The organism is Latilactobacillus parasakei, assembly GCF_049674265.1.
GTDB classification, from domain to species: Bacteria; Bacillota; Bacilli; order Lactobacillales; family Lactobacillaceae; genus Latilactobacillus; species Latilactobacillus sakei.
This window is the reverse complement of the sequence record NZ_CP186861.1, coordinates 1,802,675-1,823,733: the sequence shown is the minus strand read 5'-3', so window position 1 is coordinate 1,823,733 and position 21,059 is coordinate 1,802,675. Positions and strand designations below refer to the sequence as shown.

Annotated in this window: 19 protein-coding genes and 1 other annotated feature; of the genes, 10 read left to right on the top strand and 9 right to left on the bottom strand. The window is 42.6% G+C overall.

From position 1 onward, the window contains the following. Nucleotides 1-209 precede the first annotated feature (209 nt). The 6 genes from metG to ACPBEH_RS09060 form a co-directional block, all read right to left on the bottom strand. The gene (metG, locus tag ACPBEH_RS09085; RefSeq protein ID WP_424348956.1) at nt 210-2,255 is read right to left on the bottom strand and encodes a methionine--tRNA ligase; all 2,046 of its coding nucleotides are present in this window, start codon (nt 2,253-2,255) and stop codon (nt 210-212) included. A 129-nt stretch (nt 2,256-2,384) separates the two neighbouring features. Further along, on the bottom strand, nt 2,385-3,230 hold the full coding sequence (locus tag ACPBEH_RS09080) for a DUF72 domain-containing protein (RefSeq protein ID WP_424348955.1): 846 nt from the start codon (nt 3,228-3,230) through the stop codon (nt 2,385-2,387). Between the two features lie 11 nt (nt 3,231-3,241). Further along, entirely contained in the window at nt 3,242-3,565 is a 324-nt protein-coding gene (locus ACPBEH_RS09075; protein WP_016265648.1) for a hypothetical protein, read from the bottom strand. Then, nucleotides 3,566-4,060, bottom strand: coding sequence for an NUDIX domain-containing protein (locus ACPBEH_RS09070; RefSeq protein WP_424348954.1), 495 nt, complete (start codon nt 4,058-4,060; stop codon nt 3,566-3,568). Between the two features lie 94 nt (nt 4,061-4,154). Then, on the bottom strand, nt 4,155-4,442 hold the full coding sequence (locus ACPBEH_RS09065; RefSeq protein WP_424348953.1) for a chorismate mutase: 288 nt from the start codon (nt 4,440-4,442) through the stop codon (nt 4,155-4,157). 15 nt (nt 4,443-4,457) lie between these two features. After that, on the bottom strand, nt 4,458-5,420 hold the full coding sequence (locus ACPBEH_RS09060) for a hypothetical protein (protein ID WP_424348952.1): 963 nt from the start codon (nt 5,418-5,420) through the stop codon (nt 4,458-4,460). Between the two features lie 134 nt (nt 5,421-5,554). Here ACPBEH_RS09060 and ACPBEH_RS09055 point away from each other — a divergent pair, with 134 nt between their 5' ends. From ACPBEH_RS09055 to ACPBEH_RS09025, 7 genes are all read left to right on the top strand, one after another. Next, nucleotides 5,555-6,094 carry a dihydrofolate reductase family protein gene (locus ACPBEH_RS09055; RefSeq protein ID WP_424348951.1) on the top strand — a complete coding sequence of 180 codons (540 nt, stop codon included), beginning with the start codon at nt 5,555-5,557 and terminating at the stop codon, nt 6,092-6,094. A 503-nt stretch (nt 6,095-6,597) separates the two neighbouring features. Next, entirely contained in the window at nt 6,598-7,395 is a 798-nt protein-coding gene (phnX, locus tag ACPBEH_RS09050) for a phosphonoacetaldehyde hydrolase (RefSeq protein ID WP_424348950.1), read from the top strand. A 2-nt stretch (nt 7,396-7,397) separates the two neighbouring features. Continuing rightward, complete coding sequence (gene phnW / locus ACPBEH_RS09045; RefSeq protein ID WP_424348949.1) at nt 7,398-8,507, top strand: 2-aminoethylphosphonate--pyruvate transaminase; 1,110 nt, start codon at nt 7,398-7,400, stop codon at nt 8,505-8,507. A 19-nt stretch (nt 8,508-8,526) separates the two neighbouring features. Continuing rightward, nucleotides 8,527-9,552 (top strand): phosphate/phosphite/phosphonate ABC transporter substrate-binding protein, encoded by a 1,026-nt coding sequence (locus ACPBEH_RS09040; RefSeq protein ID WP_424348948.1) that lies wholly within the window; start codon nt 8,527-8,529, stop codon nt 9,550-9,552. Nucleotides 9,553-9,584: 32 nt separating this feature from the next. Then, entirely contained in the window at nt 9,585-10,328 is a 744-nt protein-coding gene (phnC, locus tag ACPBEH_RS09035) for a phosphonate ABC transporter ATP-binding protein (protein ID WP_424348947.1), read from the top strand. 3 nt (nt 10,329-10,331) lie between these two features. Continuing rightward, nucleotides 10,332-11,120: an ABC transporter permease subunit gene (locus ACPBEH_RS09030; RefSeq protein WP_424348946.1), complete on the top strand. Its 789-nt coding sequence runs from the start codon at nt 10,332-10,334 to the stop codon at nt 11,118-11,120. Then, on the top strand, nt 11,117-11,977 hold the full coding sequence (locus ACPBEH_RS09025; RefSeq protein ID WP_424348945.1) for a PhnE/PtxC family ABC transporter permease: 861 nt from the start codon (nt 11,117-11,119) through the stop codon (nt 11,975-11,977). The genes ACPBEH_RS09030 and ACPBEH_RS09025 overlap by 4 nt, the downstream gene beginning before the upstream one ends. Nucleotides 11,978-12,043: 66 nt before the next feature. On the opposite strand, the gene ACPBEH_RS09020 is transcribed toward ACPBEH_RS09025, so the two are convergent. The 3 genes from ACPBEH_RS09020 to rplJ all read right to left on the bottom strand — a co-directional run bounded on the left by ACPBEH_RS09020 (nt 12,044) and on the right by rplJ (nt 16,216). After that, on the bottom strand, nt 12,044-14,869 hold the full coding sequence (locus ACPBEH_RS09020; RefSeq protein ID WP_424348944.1) for a WxL domain-containing protein: 2,826 nt from the start codon (nt 14,867-14,869) through the stop codon (nt 12,044-12,046). 410 nt (nt 14,870-15,279) lie between these two features. After that, complete coding sequence (rplL, locus tag ACPBEH_RS09015; protein ID WP_011375358.1) at nt 15,280-15,648, bottom strand: 50S ribosomal protein L7/L12; 369 nt, start codon at nt 15,646-15,648, stop codon at nt 15,280-15,282. 64 nt (nt 15,649-15,712) lie between these two features. After that, nucleotides 15,713-16,216, bottom strand: a complete 504-nt coding sequence (rplJ, locus tag ACPBEH_RS09010) for a 50S ribosomal protein L10 (protein ID WP_424348943.1) — start codon at nt 16,214-16,216, stop codon at nt 15,713-15,715. Nucleotides 16,217-16,261: 45 nt separating this feature from the next. Continuing rightward, nucleotides 16,262-16,379: a sequence feature (ribosomal protein L10 leader region), on the bottom strand. Between the two features lie 152 nt (nt 16,380-16,531). On the opposite strand from rplJ, the gene ACPBEH_RS09005 reads away from it, so the two are divergent. From ACPBEH_RS09005 to ade, 3 genes are all read left to right on the top strand, one after another. Continuing rightward, nucleotides 16,532-17,716 carry an acetate/propionate family kinase gene (locus ACPBEH_RS09005; protein ID WP_100970309.1) on the top strand — a complete coding sequence of 395 codons (1,185 nt, stop codon included), beginning with the start codon at nt 16,532-16,534 and terminating at the stop codon, nt 17,714-17,716. A gap of 193 nt (nt 17,717-17,909) precedes the next feature. Beyond that, nucleotides 17,910-19,268, top strand: a complete 1,359-nt coding sequence (locus tag ACPBEH_RS09000; protein WP_424348942.1) for an NCS2 family permease — start codon at nt 17,910-17,912, stop codon at nt 19,266-19,268. 15 nt (nt 19,269-19,283) lie between these two features. Continuing rightward, nucleotides 19,284-21,026 (top strand): adenine deaminase, encoded by a 1,743-nt coding sequence (ade, locus tag ACPBEH_RS08995; protein WP_424348941.1) that lies wholly within the window; start codon nt 19,284-19,286, stop codon nt 21,024-21,026. Nucleotides 21,027-21,059: the final 33 nt, after the last annotated feature.

Genomic DNA, 21,059 nt, shown 5'->3' with positions numbered 1-21,059 from the left:
ACGCGATTATTCGTCCCTCTGTGTTAATCCTCAGGATATAACCAGGGTTACGACGCACTCTTATTTTAAACGTGCTTTTTGAAACTGACTTCTGTGCTTAGCGTTACTCGTCAAACCGTTTCAAACGCACTCTTTTCCATAACAAAGGGCTAAAAGACCTACAGCGTGTAAATGTCTTTTAGCCCTTTTGACGTTTCTGTTATTTTAAATTAACCAATTTGTGAACCGTTCACTAAGTTGCTAGGTACAACTACCAATTCAACATCTGAACCGTGTTCTGCTGAAAGCAACATGCCTTGGCTTAATTCACCGCGTAATTTACGTGGTTTCAAGTTAGTAACGGCTAAGACTTTCTTGCCGACTAATTTTTCGAAATCTGGATAGAATTCCGCAATCCCTGAGATGATTTGGCGATCGCCTTGATCACCGGCATCTAATCGGAATTTCAAGAGCTTATCAGCACCTTCCACCTTAGAAACAGCTTTAATTTCAGCAACCCGAATTTCTGATTGATCAAAATCTTCGAATTTAATCGCATCTTTTTCACTGACTAATTCAGTGGCCTTAGGATCAAAGTCTGCGACTTCTTCTGCAGCCGCTTGTTTAGCTTTCACCTTTTCGTTCACCAAACCAGCTTTTTGAGCAGCCATCATTTGTTCCTTGATGTAAGCCACTTCTTCATCTAAATCAAGACGTGGGAAGATTGGTGTCCCTTTAGCGATCACTTTAATAGCTTCTGGGAAGTTGCCGTAAACCATTTCGCGTTGTGCTTCTTGATCAAAATCAAGGCCTAATTGCGCGAACATTTCACGTGGGGCATGTGTCATGACTGGTTGTAATAAGAGCGCCACAATCCGTAAACTTTCTGCTAAGTGTGCTAAGACGCTATCAAGTTCAACCTTGCGACTGTCATCTTTGGCTAAAACCCATGGTTCTGTTTCGTCGATATATTTATTAGCACGACTGATTAATTGCCAGATTGTATCAAGCGCATCTGAGAATTTCAATTGATCCATTAAAGTTGAATATTGGGCAATTGTTTGCGTTGCCGTTGCTTGTAAGTCAGCATCAAAAGCTGTGACGTCAGCTTGATAACTTGGCACGTGACCATCATCATATTTGTTGATCATTGCGACTGTCCGGTTTAAGAGATTCCCTAAATCGTTGGCTAAATCGTAATTAATCCGGCTGACAAAATCTTCCGGTGTGAAGACACCATCGTTGCCAAATGGAATGGCACGCATTAAGTAATAACGAAGCGCATCTAAACCGTAACGTTCAACTAACATTTCAGGGTAAACAACGTTCCCCTTAGATTTAGACATCTTACCGTCTTTCATCAATAACCAACCGTGACCAAAGATTTGTTTTGGCAATGGCAAATCAAGGGCCATCAAGAAGATTGGCCAGTAAATCGCATGGAAACGCACGATTTCTTTACCCACCAAGTGAACATCAGCTGGCCAGTATTTGTTGAATAATTGATCGTCATCTGAACCATAACCAAGAGCTGTGATGTAGTTTGATAAAGCATCTAACCACACGTAAACAACGTGCTTAGGATTGCCTGTAACATGAATCCCCCAATCAAATGAAATCCGTGAAACGGATAAGTCTTCCAAACCAGGTTTGATGAAGTTGTTGATCATTTCGTTTTTACGTGATGATGGTTCGATAAAATCAGCGTGTTCTTCATAGTATGCTAATAAACGATCGGCATACTTGCTCATCTTGAACTTGTAAGTTTCTTCGGCAACACGTTGAACTTCGTGACCTGAAGGCGCCTTACCACCGATGACCTTACCGTTTTCGTCTTTGTAGACTTCCGTTAATTGTGATTCTGTGAAGTATTCTTCATCCGAAACAGAATACCAACCTTCGTATTGGCCAAGATAGATATCACCTTGTTCAACTAACCGATCAAAAATCTTTTGAACAGCTTTCACGTGGTAATCGTCTGTTGTGCGGATAAATTTATCGTTTGAAATTTCAAGCGTCTTCCATAGTGCTTGAATTTCTTCAGCCATCCCGTCCACGTAAGCTTGTGGGGCTAGATTTTTTTCAGCTGCTTTTTGTTCGAGTTTCAAACCATGTTCGTCAGTCCCTGTTAAGAAGAAGACATCAAAACCCATCAAGCGTTTGTAACGTGCAATTACGTCCGCTGCGATAGTCGTGTATGAGTTCCCGATTGTTAATTTACCAGAAGGATAATAGATGGGGGTTGTTACGTAAAAAGTTGGTTTCTTGTCTGCCATTTGATTCGCTCCTTAATTAAAAAAACGAGAATAAAAAGTTATTCTCGACCTTTTTTAATAATCCATATAAGTACTCAAAGTATAGCATAAAATCAAGCCCGCGACAAAAAGTGTTCTGCTTTTAAAGCACTAAAATAACGACGTTTGTTCTGGACCTTTAGGCGCTAAATTTTCGAACGTAATCCCTAATATTTGTTGTAAGGCCAAGGCGTTATCGGCAGCATCCCCACCGGAATTATTATTGAAGATAATAGCGATTTTCTTAGCCTGCTTGGTTAGCTGTTGAACCGTTGCGGCAAACTGCTGCAATTCATCTGCGTTATAGCGATAAAGGGTCCGTTGTTTGCGCCACATTGCGCCAGGATTCTGCCAACCGGCCATATTACGCCCATGCAACCGAAGCATCGCAAAGTCCGGATTCGTCACAACTGGTTCAAACGGAACACTATTGGTGGGCGTCTGCGCTTCGTCAGCAATTACATGCGTCATTTTTAACTGTTTTAAAAAAGCAAACATGTTCTTCTTGTAAGCTTCATCGTACCAAGTGCCATTACGAAACTCGACCGCAATCGGCACATCGGGTAACCACGTGCGGATGCGTCTCAAGTACTGCACATTTTCCTGATTCAATTGAAAAAACGGCGGGAACTGAAATAAGACCGCCGTTAATTGACCTGCATCTAAGAGCGGTTGAATCGATTGTTTGTAACGAACAAACAATTCCTTTTCCGTACTAGTGAAGTCCGCGTAATCTTCCTGTTTGGTCATCGCCTTATGGGCTTTGACGATAAACTGAAATTGGCGCGGGACTTGTTGCAGCCACTTAGCGCTAACAGTTGGTGCTTGTAGCGCATAATAAAAACTATCGACCTCGACAATTGGCAAGAATTGCGCGTAATCGTTCAACGTCAGCTGCTTTTTCTCCGGCATTAGGGACTGGTGCTCACTCCAAGTCGTTAAACCAATCGTGATCATTTCCCCACCACCTAATAACGTTTAAATTGTTGCACAAGTTGTTTTTCTTGTTCCGTCAAATCTTTTAAAGTCTCGATTAACTGTTGACCAACCTGCTTGTAGTTAGTTTGAATCCGCGTTAAGCAAAATTCAATCACTAATAAAAGGACCATCAATTCAATCGCCCGGCCTTCTGTAAAGTTGACGCCCAATAAGTTCACTTGGCTATCGGCCGTAAAGACTTTAATAATAATATAGAGTGAAAATAACTCTTCAATGACCCTAAAGATTCTGAGGCCTTGTAATTTACGTTTCAATACTTGGAGCACCATCAAAGTTTGTTCTTTCGTCATCATTTAATTCCCCTCCTCAATCGGAAATGCTTCATAGGCAATTAATTGTTCCCCGTGAAAATCGGTGTAGTAGCGTTTAACATTTTTGGCGAGCACTTCTGGTAAAATAACTTTCAAATCGGCAACAATACCGCAGTTTTCTTCAGATAAAACCCATTGCTCATCGAATAATTGTAAAACCCCTTCGCGCGTACCAACCGGATAAAGCGGTAGCTGCACCGATTCCTTAATCTCCGCCAAAAAGACATCAATCCCGGCGATAAACTCGCCGTCAATATGCCAGTCCAACCACCCCGTATTATACAAGGTATATTGATTCTGATTGAGACCCGTCTCTTCGAAAATCTCGCGTTGCATGCCCATTTCGGCGGTTTCGTCACCCTCGTTCTTGCCGCCAATCCCATTCCAAAGACCAGCGTAAGGCTTTTTGAGTCGGTTTAATAATAGTAATGTACCGCGGTAACGAATCACGGCTAAATTATAGCGTCGTTTAGTCACTGGTTAACATCCTCGTCTTTTTATAATTACCTATATTTTAGCATACTTACCCACTAAAAAATGACGTCAGGTTCCCCTAAACGTCATTTTGGCATTAGGCTTCTGCTTGTTCTTTAAGAGCCTTCATTTTTTTAACTTGATACTGCTTAGCGATTAAAATCATCGTTTGATATAAATCAACAATATACGGTTCAAATTTCGAATCTTCAACCGCGGCCATTCGTTGGTCCATCACTGCTTTTTCACGTTGAATGTTGGTCAAACCGATTTGATTATCGAATTTGATTTGAGCGATTTCATCAACCACTGCCATCCGTTGTTCAAATAACGCGGCAAGTTGTTGATCAAGCGCATCAATTTTTTGATATTGTTCTTCTAACATCTTCATTCTCCTCAATTAACGTAGTGAATAAGGCATCTCAATTTCATTTAAGAAATCACGGACTGATAAATCATATAAGCGTTGGAAATATTCGGGTGTTGCTTCTTTATCAGAAACACTCAAGACAAACGCATTTTGTTGATCACTCTTACCAATCCCAACATAGGCCATTTGTTGCGTTTTATTGGCTAACAAGTGGTCTGAATGAAGGATATCATAAACTTGGCGCACATCTAAGCGCAATTGGCGTTCACTCAAAACCGGTGTTAGCGTCAATAATTGTTGTAAGTTAGTGGCCGCAAAACCGAGTGTCTCTAACACACGATCAAACACAACCCACAAGTTAATCACAGCTCGGCGTAATGTGAACGGTGAATCGATTGTTTTCCGTTGTAAAACTTGGTATAAAATTTGCGCTTGTGGATAAGCCACTGGATAATCAGTTGTCCACTGGTTATCCAACTGTTGATTACCGCCATCGAAAAAGACAAGTGCATCCAATAACGTTAAGACGCGGTAAATCACCCATTGGTTTTCTGGATCATCTTTTTCAGGTGTCATATTATCGCGGAAACCTTCTAGATAGGCTTGTTTGGTTTCGGTATCGACAAAACCGTGGGCCACCTGTTCTTGTTGAATAATGGTATGGACTGCCGCATTGTACAATGTCATCCCAGTGGCCATTAATTGTTCATCTAACTGGGCATTTTCAGTCGTCACATCTTCCAAAACCTGTGGAAAACCGGTCGATAACAATAATAAATGGAGTAGTTCGTGTGATAATGAATAATCCACAGCTGTCGCATCTGTTAATAAGATTGCCAAACTGCCGTCGTCATTCATCACGCGTTGTGCCTGGTCGTGTTTTAACATCCCAGAAGCTTCTTGTGCAACCCGAATCTTAATCGGTTGTGGATAATTAGCCTGTACTTGTGCAACTAAACTTTGAATCTCTGGTGAAAAGTCATTTTCTGTCATGATTACGCTCCCTTAACAACATCTATTCTTATCATAATAAGCTAAATCACGCTAAATTACCAACGGTTCAAACCAGATTAAAGCGCTTTAATTTGGTATACTGTAGGTAACCAAACTAAAAGGATGTGTTGACCATGACAGAACCAGAACACCGCAAAGTGATTTTATATCTCGCGCAAAGTTTAGACGGCTTTATTGCTGAAAAAGATGGCAGTACCGCTTGGCTATCCGCACTTAATTCATCAGAATCCGATGCCGCTATTCAAAGCTTTTACCAAGGTGTCGATACCATTATTATGGGCCGTAAAACTTATGAACAATGTATCAAACTGGCTGGGACCTATCCTTATCAGGAAAAACAAAGTTATGTTTTTTCTAAAACACTCCACGATACCGCAGACCGCACCAACGTGGTCACCGGCAACGTGCCAGAATTCGTTCGCCAATTAAAAACACAAGATGGTGGCAATATTTGGTTAGTTGGTGGCGCCGAAACATTCACAATGCTCTTGAAAGCCCAATTAGTAGACGAACTAATCATCACCATCGCCCCCGTTTTACTAGGTGACGGCATTTCTCTCATCAGCACCCACTTAACGGACATGCCATTAGAATTAAGTAAAACCCGCCAACTAGGCCAATTCGTAGAACTAACTTATAAAATTAATTATTAAAACGAAGTGCGTTCAATGTAGACACATGCTGAGGATTAGCTTAGTCTAGCGGATAAGTGACCCTGTCACTTATTTGATAGATGGTGCTAAACGCAAGCATGTACATTGAAAAGCACGTTATAAATCTGAGTGCATTCAATGCGGTTATGTTCTGAGCATTAGCATAGATAGGCGAATGACCGATGCAATCGGTTGTTTGACTAGCGGCGCTAAGCACAAGAACATGCATTGAAAAACACGTTATAAATCTGAGTGCGTCCAAAGGTGATTAGCCTTCGCACACTAATCTAACCTCACACGTCCAAGACAATTTGTCTTGGACGTTTTTTATTTGTCCCCCCCTCCCATATTAATCAATGTCATTGACAACTACTCAAGTGACAGCACTTAATGTTTTCAATTCTATTACAGAACGTTTACTGAAAACGAGCTGGAGATTTACAAAGTTTCCCTATACTGAATTTGTACTTCAATATTGCAACGACATAAGGAGGCTTTTTCACATGACGGATATTCAATGCGTCATTTTTGATTGGGCAGGGACCACAATCGATTTTGGGAGTTTAGATCCAGTATTAGCATTTCAAAGCGCGTTTAACGCAGCCGGCATTCAAATCGATACTATCAGAATTAGGCAAGATATGGGCATCGAAAAACATGAACACATTGCCAAACTCGCTAAAATGCCAGAGGTGCAACGCGCTTGGTTTGCAAAATACAAACGTGGGATTACCGATGCTGATCAATTGCAACTCTTTAACTATTTCGAACAATTTTTACTCAATCGCTTGAGTACAGAAACAACACTCACCCCTGCCGTTCTTCAAGTCCAAACTTATTTAAAAGCACACCATATTCATATCGCGACGACCACTGGCTACACCAAATCAATGCTCGCAATCGCCGCGAAACAAGCCGGATTACTAGGTTACCATCCCGAACTAATGGTTTCAAAAGAAGACGTCGCAGCTGGTCGACCAGCACCCGATATGATTAACTACATCATGACGGCGTTCAATATTACAGATCCGCAAACAGTCGTTAAAGTCGGTGACACCGTCATCGATATGCAAGAAGGTAAAAACGCTGGCGCCTTAACCGTCGGCATTATCGAAAGCAGTAGTTTGCTTGGCCTAAGTCAAACGGAACTCATCGACCTACCTCAAAAAACACGAATTGCTAAATTTGCAGAAATCACTAGAACCCTTAAGGAAGCTGGCGCTGACTATATCATTCATAATCTCAGTGAACTACCCGCCATTCTTTCAAAATACGAAACCCTTCAAAAGGAGCATGCCTAATCATGAACCAACTGTATTTACTTTTAACCCCTGGCCCCCTCAGCACATCAGCCGCTGTCAAAGAAGCCATGCAAGTCGACCTTAGCACTTGGGATCAAGACTACCTCGCCATCACCGAAGATATCCGTCAACAATTGGTTGCACTTGCCCAAGCCAAATTAGACAACTACACCGCCGTCTTATTACAAGGCAGTGGCAGCTACGGCGTCGAAGCGGTCCTCAACACTGTCCTTCCTAAAAAGGATCAACAAGCTTACGGCTGTTTAATGATTGCCATCAACGGCGCCTACGGCAAACGAATGGCCGAAATGGCTGATCGCCTTCAAATTCAACACGTTGACCTCGAAGTCTCCGAAACGGAACCAATCACCCTTGAATTGGTGCAAGCCTTCTTTAAAAAGCATCCCGAAATCACCCATTTCGCAATGATCCACTGCGAAACGACAACGGGGATTTTAAATCCCATCGATACCATTTTCCCATGGGTCAAAGCTCAAAACATCACCACAATTGTTGATGCCATGAGTAGCTTTGGCGGCATTCCCATTGATGTGCCAACCTTAGGCATTGATTTTCTAATCAGCAGTGCCAATAAATGCATTCAAGGCGTGCCCGGTTTTTCATTCGTGATTGCCAACTGCCAGCAATTAGAACATTGTCAAAATCGTTCCACTTCTGTGTCGCTTGATTTATACGCCCAATATATCAGTTTCAAAGAACACCCTGGTAAATGGCGCTTCACATCACCAACCCACACTGTATTGGCCTTCCAAGAAGCCCTTCACGAACTCGCCCTTGAAGGTGGGATTGAAGCCCGCTACTACCGTTATCACCAAAATCAAGCCACTTTAGTCGCTGGTATGCAAGCACTGGGCTACGAGGCCTTATTGCCAACTGCCGACCAATCCCCCATCATCACTACTTTCAAAATGCCTAGCAATTCATTTGATTTCCAAACTTTCTACAACACATTAAAACGCCGCCACTTCGTTATTTATCCTGGTAAAACAACTAAAGTACCCTCATTCCGAATCGGGACGATTGGTAATGTCGACGGCACTCAAATCGCTACTCTATTAGAAACAATCAAAACGGTTCAACAATACTTATAATTCATTGGAGGTTTCACCCTTGAAAAAAAAGTTATCTGCCCTATTGGCTTTATTATCAATTCTATTGATTGCAACACTGGCCGGTTGTTCTTCAAAAAAATCAGCCAGCAGTAATCAAACTTTGACCATGGTCTTTTATCCTAACGAATCTGCTAAAGATTTCAATGCTTCCCGAACTGCGATCAAACAACAACTTGAAAAAGCCACTGGTAAGAAAATCAAGATTCAAACCACCACCGATTACAACATCGCGATTGAAGCCATCGCTTCTGGTAAAGCTCAATTAGCTTTCATGGGGCCTGAAGGTTACGCCCAGTCACATCTTAAGAATAAAGCTGTTCAACCATTATTTGCCCTTTCCGGCGCTTCTGGCACTTTAAAAGATGCTGCTTACCACTCATACTTCATGGTCCCCAAAGGCAAAGAAGCCCAATATCAAAAGAACGGTCAATACAGTATCGACAACATTAAAGGCAAAAAAATCTCTTTTGTTTCCGTCAGCTCCACTTCAGGGCACTTAATTCCGGTGGCCGCTATCCAAAGTAAGTTTAACTTAAAAAATAGTGACGAACTTTCTCAAAACGGTCACTTCTTCAAATCCGTTCTCTTCGGTAACTCGCACCAAGGTTCTGCCGTCAACCTCTTCAACGGCGATGCTGATGTCGCTGTCTTCGATGACATTGATACCAACGCTTATATCGATGTTGCCAAAGGCTCATGGACCAAAGTGGGTTCAGAATTCCGCGTTAAAGACAATGCCACTGCCCCATTCACTAGTGTTCGTGGTAAAGAAAGTGTGGCGATTGCCATCAGCCCCGTTCAAAATGGCCCATTCGTTGCAAACACTGATAAATTAAGCAAAAAAGATCAAGAAAACATCACCAAAGCATTTACAAGCAAAGCAGTCACCGACAATCCTAAAATTCTCTCTCCTAAAGATGCCAAAGTGCCTGCTATCTGGAAGAAAGAATCAAGTAAATCGCAACTTTTAAAAGTAACAGATGACTGGTATGCACCTACTAATAAACTCGTTGCTAAAAATTAATCCTACTAACCCTTGAAAGGCGGTTTTGACGCATGTTATCGGTCAACCACATCAATAAAACTTTTGCCACTGGACGCCAAGCCTTAACCGACATTTCCTTCACAGCTAATAAAGGTGAATTCATCGCCATTATTGGGCCCTCTGGTGCCGGCAAATCAACCATTTTACGTAGTATCAACCGACTAATCAACACCAATAGTGGCGAAATTAGCCTCGACGGACAAGACATCCGCCACGCAAAGAAAAAAGAACTCCGGCTAATCCGCCGCCAAATTGGCATGATTTTCCAAAGCGCTAACTTAGTCCCTCATTTAACGGTCATCGAAAACGTCCTTCACGGTCGCCTAGGCTACCAGTCAACGCTGCGCGGGATTTTTGGTTGGTACTCCCAAACTGAAAAGGAAGAAGCCGTCACATTATTAACCGCTGTTGGCTTGGCTGATTTTATGTATAACCGGTGTGATGAATTGAGTGGTGGCCAGATGCAACGGGTCGGAATCGCACGCGCTTTAATGCAACATCCTAACTTACTCCTTTGTGATGAACCAATTGCCTCACTCGATCCACAATCCGCTAAAACAGTGATGGATTATCTTCACCGTTTGACTAAAAAAGCCAATATCACTTGCATCGTTAACTTACATCAAATCGATGCTGCGCGGGAATATGCGGACCGGATTCTAGGTATCAATCAAGGTCACCTCGTCTTTTCAGGCGTTCAAGATGAATTGACTCCCGCGGTTCTTGAGCAACTCTACCAAGATAGTGAGGAGTAGCCGATGACTGTTCAAAAATTCTTCAGAAACCGAAACTTGGCGCTGATTGCGATTGCACTGTTGCTCAGTGGCCTCTATTTTTCAACAGCCACGCTAATCGACTATCATCTGGTCAGCTCAGTCAAAGCCATCCCAGCCGCTATCGTTTGGATGGTCACCAACTTCATGCCTACCAGCCGCGCCATTGCCGCACTCCCCGAGATTGTGACTAAGTTTACCCAAACCGTGACCCTTTCAATTGCCGCCACTCTAGCGGCCGCTTTCTTGGCCCTAATTGTCGCTCTGACTGGCTCAGAAACGACTGGTATCAACCGCTTTACAAAGTTATTCGCGCGCATATTCGCATCATTTTGTCGCAATATTCCGTTAATCGCTTGGGCAATGATTTTACTCCTCGCCTTCAAGCAAAGTGATTTAACCGGTTTGTTGGCCCTTTTTCTAGGGTCCTTCGGTTATTTAACCCGGGCCTTCATGGCATTAATTGATACCAAAGCAACCAACATTTACGAAACACTCAGCACAACGGGTGCCAACTACTTACAAATCGTGTGCCAAGGGATTCTCCCTAGTATCTCGTCTTCTTTGTTAAGCTGGATTCTCTACATGATTGAAAACAACATTCGTGATGCGACCTTAGTGGGAATTTTAACTGGGACCGGGATTGGTTTTTCATTTGATCTTTACTACAAAAGTTTCCGTTTTGACCTCGCTGGGATGACGACGCTCGTCATCATTGTCGGCGTTGTCTGTGTTGAACTATTATCTAATCAAGTCAGGAGATTAATGCGATGATTGAAACGCCCCATAAACTGATAATACAACCCGAAATCACGCCACCGATAGCTAAGCGCATTTTAGTCCATCCGTGGAATCGGCGCCGTAAAACCGTCGTCATCACCTTCTGCCTTTTGATTGCCATCAGCTTATACGAGCTGCTGACACTCTCAACAGGTAACGTTCAATTACCGACCGCCTTCAAAACGCTGGGGCAAAATATGACTTTAATCTTCTTGCAACCACGCTTAAATGGCACTGACACATTCCCCCAGTTACTCCGTGCTTTACTCGATAGTGTCGCCCTCACAACGCTCACGACCTTACTGGGTGCCATCTGTTCCTTCTTCGCCGGCCTGTTAGCCGCCAACAACCTCTCCAATCCGAAAATTGGGACTGCCATTCGGACCCTAATGGCGATTATCCGCGCAATCCCCACTATTTTATGGGTGTTAATTTTCTCAATTGTCATCGGACTCGGTGCCGATGCGGCCGTGATTGGCTTGAGTTTCCATAGTTTCGCCTATCTTACAAAAGCCTATTCAGAAAGTTTTGAAACATTGGACAAAGGGACCATCGAAAGTCTCAAAGCGATGGGTGCTAGCTGGTGGCAAATTGTTTTCCAAGCAGTCTTACCTAGCAGTTTTGCTGCTTTGCTTTCCTGGACGTTCATCCGCTTTGAAATCAACTTCACTAACGCAATTGCCGTGGGTGCGGCTGCTGGTGCCGGTGGTATCGGTTATCAACTCTTCACCGCCAGTGGCTTTTACTACGATTTCCACGAAGTCGGCGTGATTGTTTACCTCTGCTTAGCGGTTACTGCCTGTTTGGAATTCATCTCCATCAAGCTTCAAAAACGCTACCTCTCGAATTAACCCCCATAAAAAAACGGGATCGCTCTTCAACTGAAAAGCGATCCCGTTTTATTTTTGTCCTACTGATTAAGGCGCCACGGTCAGCTGCCAGACTAACTTAGTCTTATAAGTCGTCTTTTTTCGGACCGTTTTCTGCGGTACGTGGAGTGCAATACTGTAGTCTTGGTTATTCTGGTTGCCCAAACGGTACTCAAACTCAGAATACCCTGGGACATCATAATCATGATCTGTGTTGTCCTGATCTTGACCAAGATATTCCCCATTTTTCGTATAAGTCACTAACGTTGTAGGGGCCGCACCTGGAATGAGCGTTTGTTGTTTGGCAAAATCACCGCTTTCTTTTTCGGGTGCACTATTGCCATTCGTCACGATCTTCTCAAATTCAATATTATTAAAGATTAGCCGAGCATTATCCAGTACCGTCCGTTGCGGCTTTTTATTTTGATTGAGGTAAGTCCCTTCAAATTGCTCAGGCTGGCTTACCGTTAATTGCCAACTATTAATCCCCCAATAATCCGCAATCCCAATCGAATATGGCTTTTTCTGACCGCTTTGATCCTTAGCCGTTGGTAAATAGTATGTTCGTTCGGCCTGTGTGTCCGAAAACTGCCCGAACGAAAGTTGCACTGGGTGGGCCATTATTTCAAGCCGTTGTTTCTCATACCTGAAAAGATAGACTGTCTCATCGGCCTCAAACACAGGATCAACATCTCGGACATGGTGATCAAAAGTCGGCGCACTAGCATTACCATCCGCGGTAAAATCGACCGGTACGTAGCCAGCGATATACGCGGGCCGAATTCGATTAATATTCTGCCCACCACTGACCTGAATTTCATCGGGTTTGGTTGACGAAAGGCGCTTGCCGATTGGCCCGGTAATCGTAATCTGCTGGTCCCCGATTGGCTGTCCAGTAGCCCGATCAAGATATTTGAAGATTACCTTTCCGATTTTAGGTTTGGTAATCTTCACAGAAGCACTGGCATCAATCGTTAGCGCAGTGCCATTGACTTCTTTACCAGTCACCTGTGCCGTATTCTTTAATAAGGCTCCGTCATCAACCGTATCAGCGACCTGTGCCTGATAAGTTAAGGTTGCTGTTTCACCTGCCGCCATTGGTTTAAGGTTAATTTTTTCAATTGCCGTAACGGGGTCCGGCGTTGCTTGTTGCGCATATTTAATTGCTGCTGAATTAGGGACTAACGTTAATCCCTTCGGTAGTACGTCGCTAAGCGTCCCCGATGCAAGCCCGCCACCAGTCTGATTGGTCGTCAAGACCACCCGATAATCGAAGCGGCCTTTGGCAGTGCCTTCTGCCGTTGCCCCGTAATCACCGGTTGGCTTTTCTGTATTCCGCACTGTTTTTTCAATCGCCGTCGGTTGGTCTTGAATTGGAATCTGAACGTCATCTGACGCTTCGTTAGGAAAGCCAATTTCACCTTTAGCGATCATTTTGGCGGTCATCGTCGTTCCCGCACCGCTTTTATTGATTTGGGCATCGTATAAAAGACTAGTCCATTCATTTTCTGCCAAATCCTTAGGCAACTTAACACTTAACTGACCAGTCTGTGCATCATAATGACTAGCATCGACCGTCTGGATTGTTTCATCAGCTAATTTCAACTTAAGTGACTTGGGAGCGATTGTTAATCCTTTAGGCACATTACTCGTGATTGTCACGCCTTGCCAGTGACTATTATAACCATTATTATGTGCCATCGATTCAATTGTCAGCTGATCGTTCACATGATTTTCACCATTATCGCTAGTCTTATTTGTATATTTAATCATCGCATCCGGGCTAACTGCCCCCGACGCACTTAAACCGATATCAGAACGATAATGATACACGGTATTCGGTTCAATCGTTTGCCAAGACCATTTATTACTATAAATGGAATCTCGTTTATCAAATATCAAAGTGCCTTCTTTTAATTGATCATTTTCGACACCTGGACTATCAAAAGATTGGCCTTTATATGCAGTCAAAGCATAGCCATCATAAGTAGCAGTGTATTGACCTGCAGTGTAGTGCTGTGGCCCGTCTGGTATTTTAACATTGATAAAAACCTTATAACGTTTACTTTTTAGATACATACCGGCATTGTTTCCTTGTGCATAAACCGGAATCCCATCATCATTATCCACCAGTAAATCCTTGGCTAAAAAGACCCCTGCCTGATGAGCTTGGCCTTCCAAACTCGTTAAATAGAGTTCCTGTTGAATCACCGCCCTACCTGGATTGGGCCGTAACAACATTTCAACCTGATACGAATGATCTTTAAAAGCGGCTTCGCCCACGTATTTTAGTGCTACCGCCCCTTCCTTAGTCAAGCCTTTATATACCTTAACCGATTTCAATTTATTAGGAATTGATTCATTAAATTTATAAGCACTATTACTCGACTGATCATGATGGACGCCGTAATCATACGTCGTTCCCATATCATCTTTTGCATCAAAAAAAGCTGTCAATAAAGTCCCGTTATCATTAATAAAGACGTTCCCCTTCGGTGGTTTGCTAAGTTTTAAATTGGCATCATCATCTCGAGTAGTGCTCGCCTTGCCAAAAGTGTACCCTAATTTGCGCCCATTTCCCAAATCAATATATGCAATAGTTGCTTGTGAGGTTGCCTCCCAATTTTGAATCCCATCGTCAATCGTTGCCACCTTAGTCACCTTTTGATTGCTAGTTACTTCAGGGGTTGTCGACTGACTATCATGCACTTCATCTACTTGGTTTGCTACGCTATTTGCATTTTTGGATAATTCGGTAGACTCTTTTTGCACCGTACCGGTTGCTCGCTGTTCGGCCGTCACAGTTTCTACATAACTCATTAATAATAGCGCTGTCAAAATACCGACTGTTACTAACCACATGATTTTTTTCACTGTCTCGCCTCCAGTTTTTGCCATTATAATGGCCAATTAACCATTATCCAGATAGTAGTTAATGGCTATTACAAAATTATGATACGGCATACGTAATCCGCGAACAAGAGGTTTTAAATGTGTCTATATCAGTGTTTTAAACATCTTTTAACAGTCATCACAAGTTGGTGATTTACTGTACCAAAGGATTATTTTTGAGCGCTAGCTGCTTAAAACAAGGCTAACAATCAAACTATTTTTAGTTACTTGTAAACTGATTGTTTTTCCGTTGTATTTTGTGAATAATCAAATTTAAGATTTGCGCAATAAAAAAAGTGTTATTTATCTCATCTATTTGTCATAATCTTAACTCTTTTTGAGCACAAAAAAAGAACCCCACAAATGTGGAGTTCTCTTAGAAATAAAGGAAATTATTTCAAGTTAACGACAGCGCCAACTTCTTCTAATTTAGCTTTCATTTCTTCTGCTTCGTCTTTAGAAACGTCTTCTTTAAGAGCTGAAGGAGCGTTATCAACTAAGCCCTTAGCATCTTTCAAGCCTAAGCCTGTGATTTCACGAACGGCTTTGATAACTTTAACCTTTTCTTGGCCGATTTCTGATAATTCAACAGTAAAGCTGTCTTTTTCAGCTGCTGCGTCTGCGCCAGCTGCACCTGCTGCTGCTACTGGAGCTGCTGCAGAAACACCGAATTCTTCTTCGATTGCTTTAACTAAGTCGTTTAATTCTAAGATTGATGATTCTTTTAATTGATCAACAATTGCATTTACGTCTAATGCCATTTTTGTTTCCTCCATTTTATGGGTAATATTTTTTTGGTAACACTTTTAACTACACAATTTTAAATTATGCAGCTGGTTCGTCTTTGCTGTCGGCAACTGCTTTAACAGCATATGCGACGTTGCGGACTGGTGCTTGTAATACAGAAAGTAACATTGATAATAAACCGTCGCGACTTGGTAATGTAGCCAAGGCGTTGATTTCATCAAGTGTTGCCACTTTACCTTCGATCATACCACCTTTGATTTCAAGTGCTTCAGCACTCTTAGCAAAGTTAGCGATGATCTTAGCTGGTGCAACAACATCTTCGTTAGAAAATGCAACTGCAGTAGGGCCAGAGAATGTTTCATCTAAACCTTCGTAACCAGCTTTGTCTGCTGCACGACGCAAGTAAGTGTTTTTAACAACTTCCATTTGTACGCCAGCTTCACGTAATTGTTTACGTAATTCAGTAACTTGTTCTACTGTTAAGCCACGGTAATCCATAACTACGATAGAAACAGCGTTATTAAATTTTTCAACAACTGTGTCAACAATTTGTGCTTTTTTTGCAATGATTGTTTCGCTCAATTGATTCACCTCCATTAGATTTGTAAAACTTGTGGTCAAGAGTCTCTTATAAAATAAAAAACTCCATGTCCACCAAGACATAGAGAGGGATTTCAACGTATCTTCCTCGGCAGGATATTAAGCCTATTGGCACCTGAGTCTTCGGTAGCATAAATAACCAACTACAAATATAGCATGTAAAAAGCATGCCGTCAATGCTAATTTAACTATAAATATTTATTATAGCAGCATTACTTTATACTTATTTTATTTTTCTGAAAAGAGCGTATAAAATATAGCTATTCAAGAAAATTAAGATAGTAGAGGTGTTTCTTTTTGAACAATATTTTAGTTATCAATGCTGGTAGTTCATCCCTAAAGTGGCAACTATTTCAACAAACCGATTTAAGCTTAGTCGCTAGCGGTTTGATGGAACGGATGAACACCCCAGAAGCGCGCTTTACTTTTAAATTCAACGGCCAAAAAGAACAGGTCGCAATCGCTAATCTAACCTATGAAGATGGTGTTATTCGTTTATTGAAACAATTACAAGACAATGCCATTATTGACTCTCCTAGCGACATTGTCGCAGTTGGTCACCGAGTGGTTGCCGGCGCAACAACATTTGAAAAATCAACGTTAATCACTGCCGATAATTTGGCAACTCTCAAAGCACTCGATAAATACGCACCATTACACAATCCTGTTCAAGTGGATTGCATTGAAACCTTAATGCATATCTTACCAAATTCAGTGCCCGAAGTCGCTGTCTTCGATAGTCAATTCTACCTAGATATGCCAGATGCAACCAGTTTTTATGGACTTCCTTATGAAGATAGCCAAAAATACCAAATCCGTAAATACGGCGAACACGGTATTAGTCACGGCTATATCTTACAAGAAACAGCTGACTTTTTAAACCAACCAGTCGCAGATTTAAAATTGATCACCCTACATCTTGGTGGTGGTTCTTCAATCACAGCTAGCCAAAATGGCAAACCAGTCGATACATCAATGGGCTTCACCCCACTTGAAGGTCTTCCAATGGGCACTCGTGCCGGTTCGTTAGATGCTGCTATTGTCCCCTTCTTAATGAATGAATTAAATAAGAGTGCTGACGAAATCATCACACTCTTAAATACAGAATCAGGAATTCTCGGCGTTTCAGGTATTTCTGCTGATATGCGTGATATCCAATCATCATTGGCAACTAATCCTCGTGCCGAATTAGCTTATGATATGTTCATCACTTCTGCTGCTAAGTTTATCGGTAGCTACTACGTTGAACTTGGCGGTGCCAATGTCATTACTTTCACAGCCGGAATTGGTGAAAATGATGCTAAAATGCGCGCTGATGTCTGCGACCGCTTAGCCGTTCTAGGCGTTAAGATTGATCCAGAACGTAATGAACAAGGCCATGGTGCACGTCAAATTAGTACCGACGATTCAGCTATCAAGGTCTTGATGATTCCTACTAATGAAGAATTAGCGATTGCCAAACAAGTTAAAGCACTCGTTTAAATTTAATCGATAAGCATTTAAGGTTTTACACCTTAAATGCTTATTTTCGTACCTAAACAATTCGCTTTTGCATTAATAAACGAACTTTAATCGTATTATTTTTATGATTTTTCGTATTTAGTCTTAAAAAATAAAACCTTTTGGTGTACAATAAGGCAATAGTTCTTATTTCAAATAAATTAAGAGGTGCATTATGGATAAGAGAGTTGATTCTATATCAGAAACACGAACGAATTGGTTAGAACGCCAATTCAAAATTAAGGAAAGTGGTTCAACCCTTAAGACTGAAATCATCGCCGGGATTACAACTTTCATCGCGATGTCATATATTTTATTCGTGAACCCCACAATTTTGGGGGACGCCGGTTTAGATAAAGGCGCCGTCTTCGTCGCCACAGCACTTACCGGTATCGTTGGTTGTTTAGCAATGGCCCTCATTGCCAACTACCCAATCGCAGTTGCCCCCGGACTTGGTAGTAACGCCTTTTTCGCCTACTCTGTTGTTTTAGGAATGGGGATTCCTTGGCAAACAGCTTTAGCCGGTGTTTTTGTTGCTTCCTTACTCTTCATGCTCGTCACTGTTTTAAAAGTTCGTGAAGTGGTCATTAACGCGATTCCCGCCAATCTCAAATCTGCGATGGCCGTTGGTATTGGGTTATTCATCGCTTTTACCGGTTTAAAGCAAGGCGGTCTGGTGGTTGCCAGCGCCAAATCTTTCGTTACCATCACTAACTGGTCTAATCCGCATGTTTGGTTAACCGTCTTCGGCCTAATCTTAACAGTCGCTTTACTCGCTCGTAAAATTCCTGGCGCCCTCTTCATCGGGTTGGCCGCTACTGCCATTATGGGTGTTGTTACCGGTTTAATCGCAATGCCCACCGGTGTCGTTTCTTCAATTCCTAGCCTCGCACCAACGTTTGGTGTGTCTCTCATTCATCTTAAAGATGTCTTCTCGGTTCAAATGGCCGTCGTCGTTCTCGTCTTTTTCTTCAGCGTATTCTTCGATACAACCGGGACCGTTATCGGGTTAGCCCAACAAGCTGGTTTCATCAAAGATAACAAAATGCCCAAAGAAGTCGGCAAAGCCCTCTTCGCAGATTCAACATCAATGATCGCCGGTTCCGTTTTTGGCTCAACACCAACTGCTTGTTATATTGAATCTTCAACTGGGATCGCCGTTGGTGGCCGTACCGGTTTTACCGCAGTCGTTGTCGCCATCATGTTCGCTCTTAGTTTATTCTTCTCGCCTTTATTAGCAGTTGTAACATCCGAAGTAACTGCTCCTATTTTAATTATCGTTGGCTCATTCATGATTAAATCAATCGCCAACATCGATTGGTCTGAATTCGAAACAGCCTTCCCCGCATTTATGATTATCCTTTGTGTCCCATTAACTTACAATATTTCATACGGCTTGGCTTTTGGTTTAATCTCATACCCAATCACAATGATTGCGGCTGGTAAGGGTAAAAAAGTGCATCCAATTATGTACGTTGCCGCGCTCTTATTCTTAGTCCTACTCTTTACAATGCACGAATTACCCGGTAAATAAAAAGGAGTTTTTAAAATGGATAAATCAACTTTAAAGCAACTCATCGATCAAGCTGCCGGTCGCAAACCAGCCGACACGATCATTAAAAACGCTAAAATTGTCGATGTCTATAATGCCCGGATCATCGAAGGCACTCTCGCTATCGCGGATGGTCGTTTTCTGGGGATTGATGCAGCTTATACAGCCGATAATGTTATTAATGCACACGGTCAATACGTCGTACCCGGTTTGATTGATCCTCATATTCACATCGAATCAGCTAACGTATCACCCGCCGTTTTTGGCTCACTCGTGACACCGCATGGGACGACCACCATTCTCGCCGATCCCCACGAAATCGTCAACGTCGCCGGTATGCGCGGCCTTGAATACATGGTTGCTTCTGCCAAAAACACAGCACTCGACATTAAGTACACGATGCCATCTTGCGTTCCCGCCGCGAATCCAACCCTCGAAACATCTGGCGCTGTCATTACCGCAGATGAGATTAAGCAATCTTACGACCAAGGACTAACCTATGGCCTTGCCGAATTCATGAACTATCCCGGCGTCGTCAATGCCGACGATGGTGTTTTAGATGAATTATTAGTTTCGCTGAACGCCCGTAAAATGATTGATGGCCATTCACCCGCACTACACGGTCAGGGGCTCAACGCTTATGCAGCTGCAGGTGTTCACAACGATCACGAATGTACACAAGTTGATGAAATGCTCGATCGTATCAGTCGCGGTATGTACGTCTATCTCCGCTACGGCACTGTTTCAAAGAATATGCCGACACTTTTAAAAGGTGTTACACCTCAAAATGCACGCTTTTGTTGCCTCTGTGGTGACGATTTACAATCCGTTACCCTTCGCGAAACTGGCCACTTGGACGAAAGCATTCGTGTCGCCATTCAAAACGGGATTGATCCGCTAACCGCCATTCAGATGGCCACCATCAACACAGCTCAATGTACCGGACTCAGCGATCGTGGTGGTATTGCACCTGGTCTCAAAGCTGATTTCTTATTGGTCGACGACCTCGAACACTTCAGCGTTAACCAAACCTTTATTGACGGTCAAAAGATTGCCGCAAACGGCGCTTACTTATTACCGACTGACGATTCCGTCGCCGGCTTTGATGATCTTCTAGAAACCGTTCATCTCGATAATTTTTCAACTGACCAATTAAAACTCAATCTCACAAGCGATAAAGCCCACGTGATTGGCTTACAAAGTATTAGTCGTACTCAAAACCTTGTCTTACCTGTTGCACACGATGCAGAGGGTGATTTTCACTACAAGCCTAGCGAAGATATCGTTAAAGTCGCCGTGGTTGAACGACATCATTTAACCGGCAACGTCGGCGTCGGTCTCTTAAGTGGCTTTGATCTTCAAAACGGTGCGATTGCCACCAGCATCGGTCATGATAGCCATAACTTAGTCGTTGTTGGTACCAACGACGCTGATATGGTCGTTGCCATCGATGCACTCAAAGCTTGCCAAGGTGGCGGTGTTGCCGTTCAAAATGGTCAGGTAATCGCAACCCTTCCATTTGTAATTGGTGGTTTAATGAGTACTGAACCAATTGATTCACTCATCGCCCATCAAAAAGCATTTAATACCATTTGTCATGAACAACTCAACGTCACTGCCCAATTTGATCCGATTATGAAACTCGGCGCTATGCCACTCGATGTAATTCCAAACTTACGGATTACCGATAAAGGCTTAGTTGATGTGACTAAATTTGAAATTATTGATATCAACGCCTAATCAACGGCATAAAAAAAGCGTTCATCCGAAAGG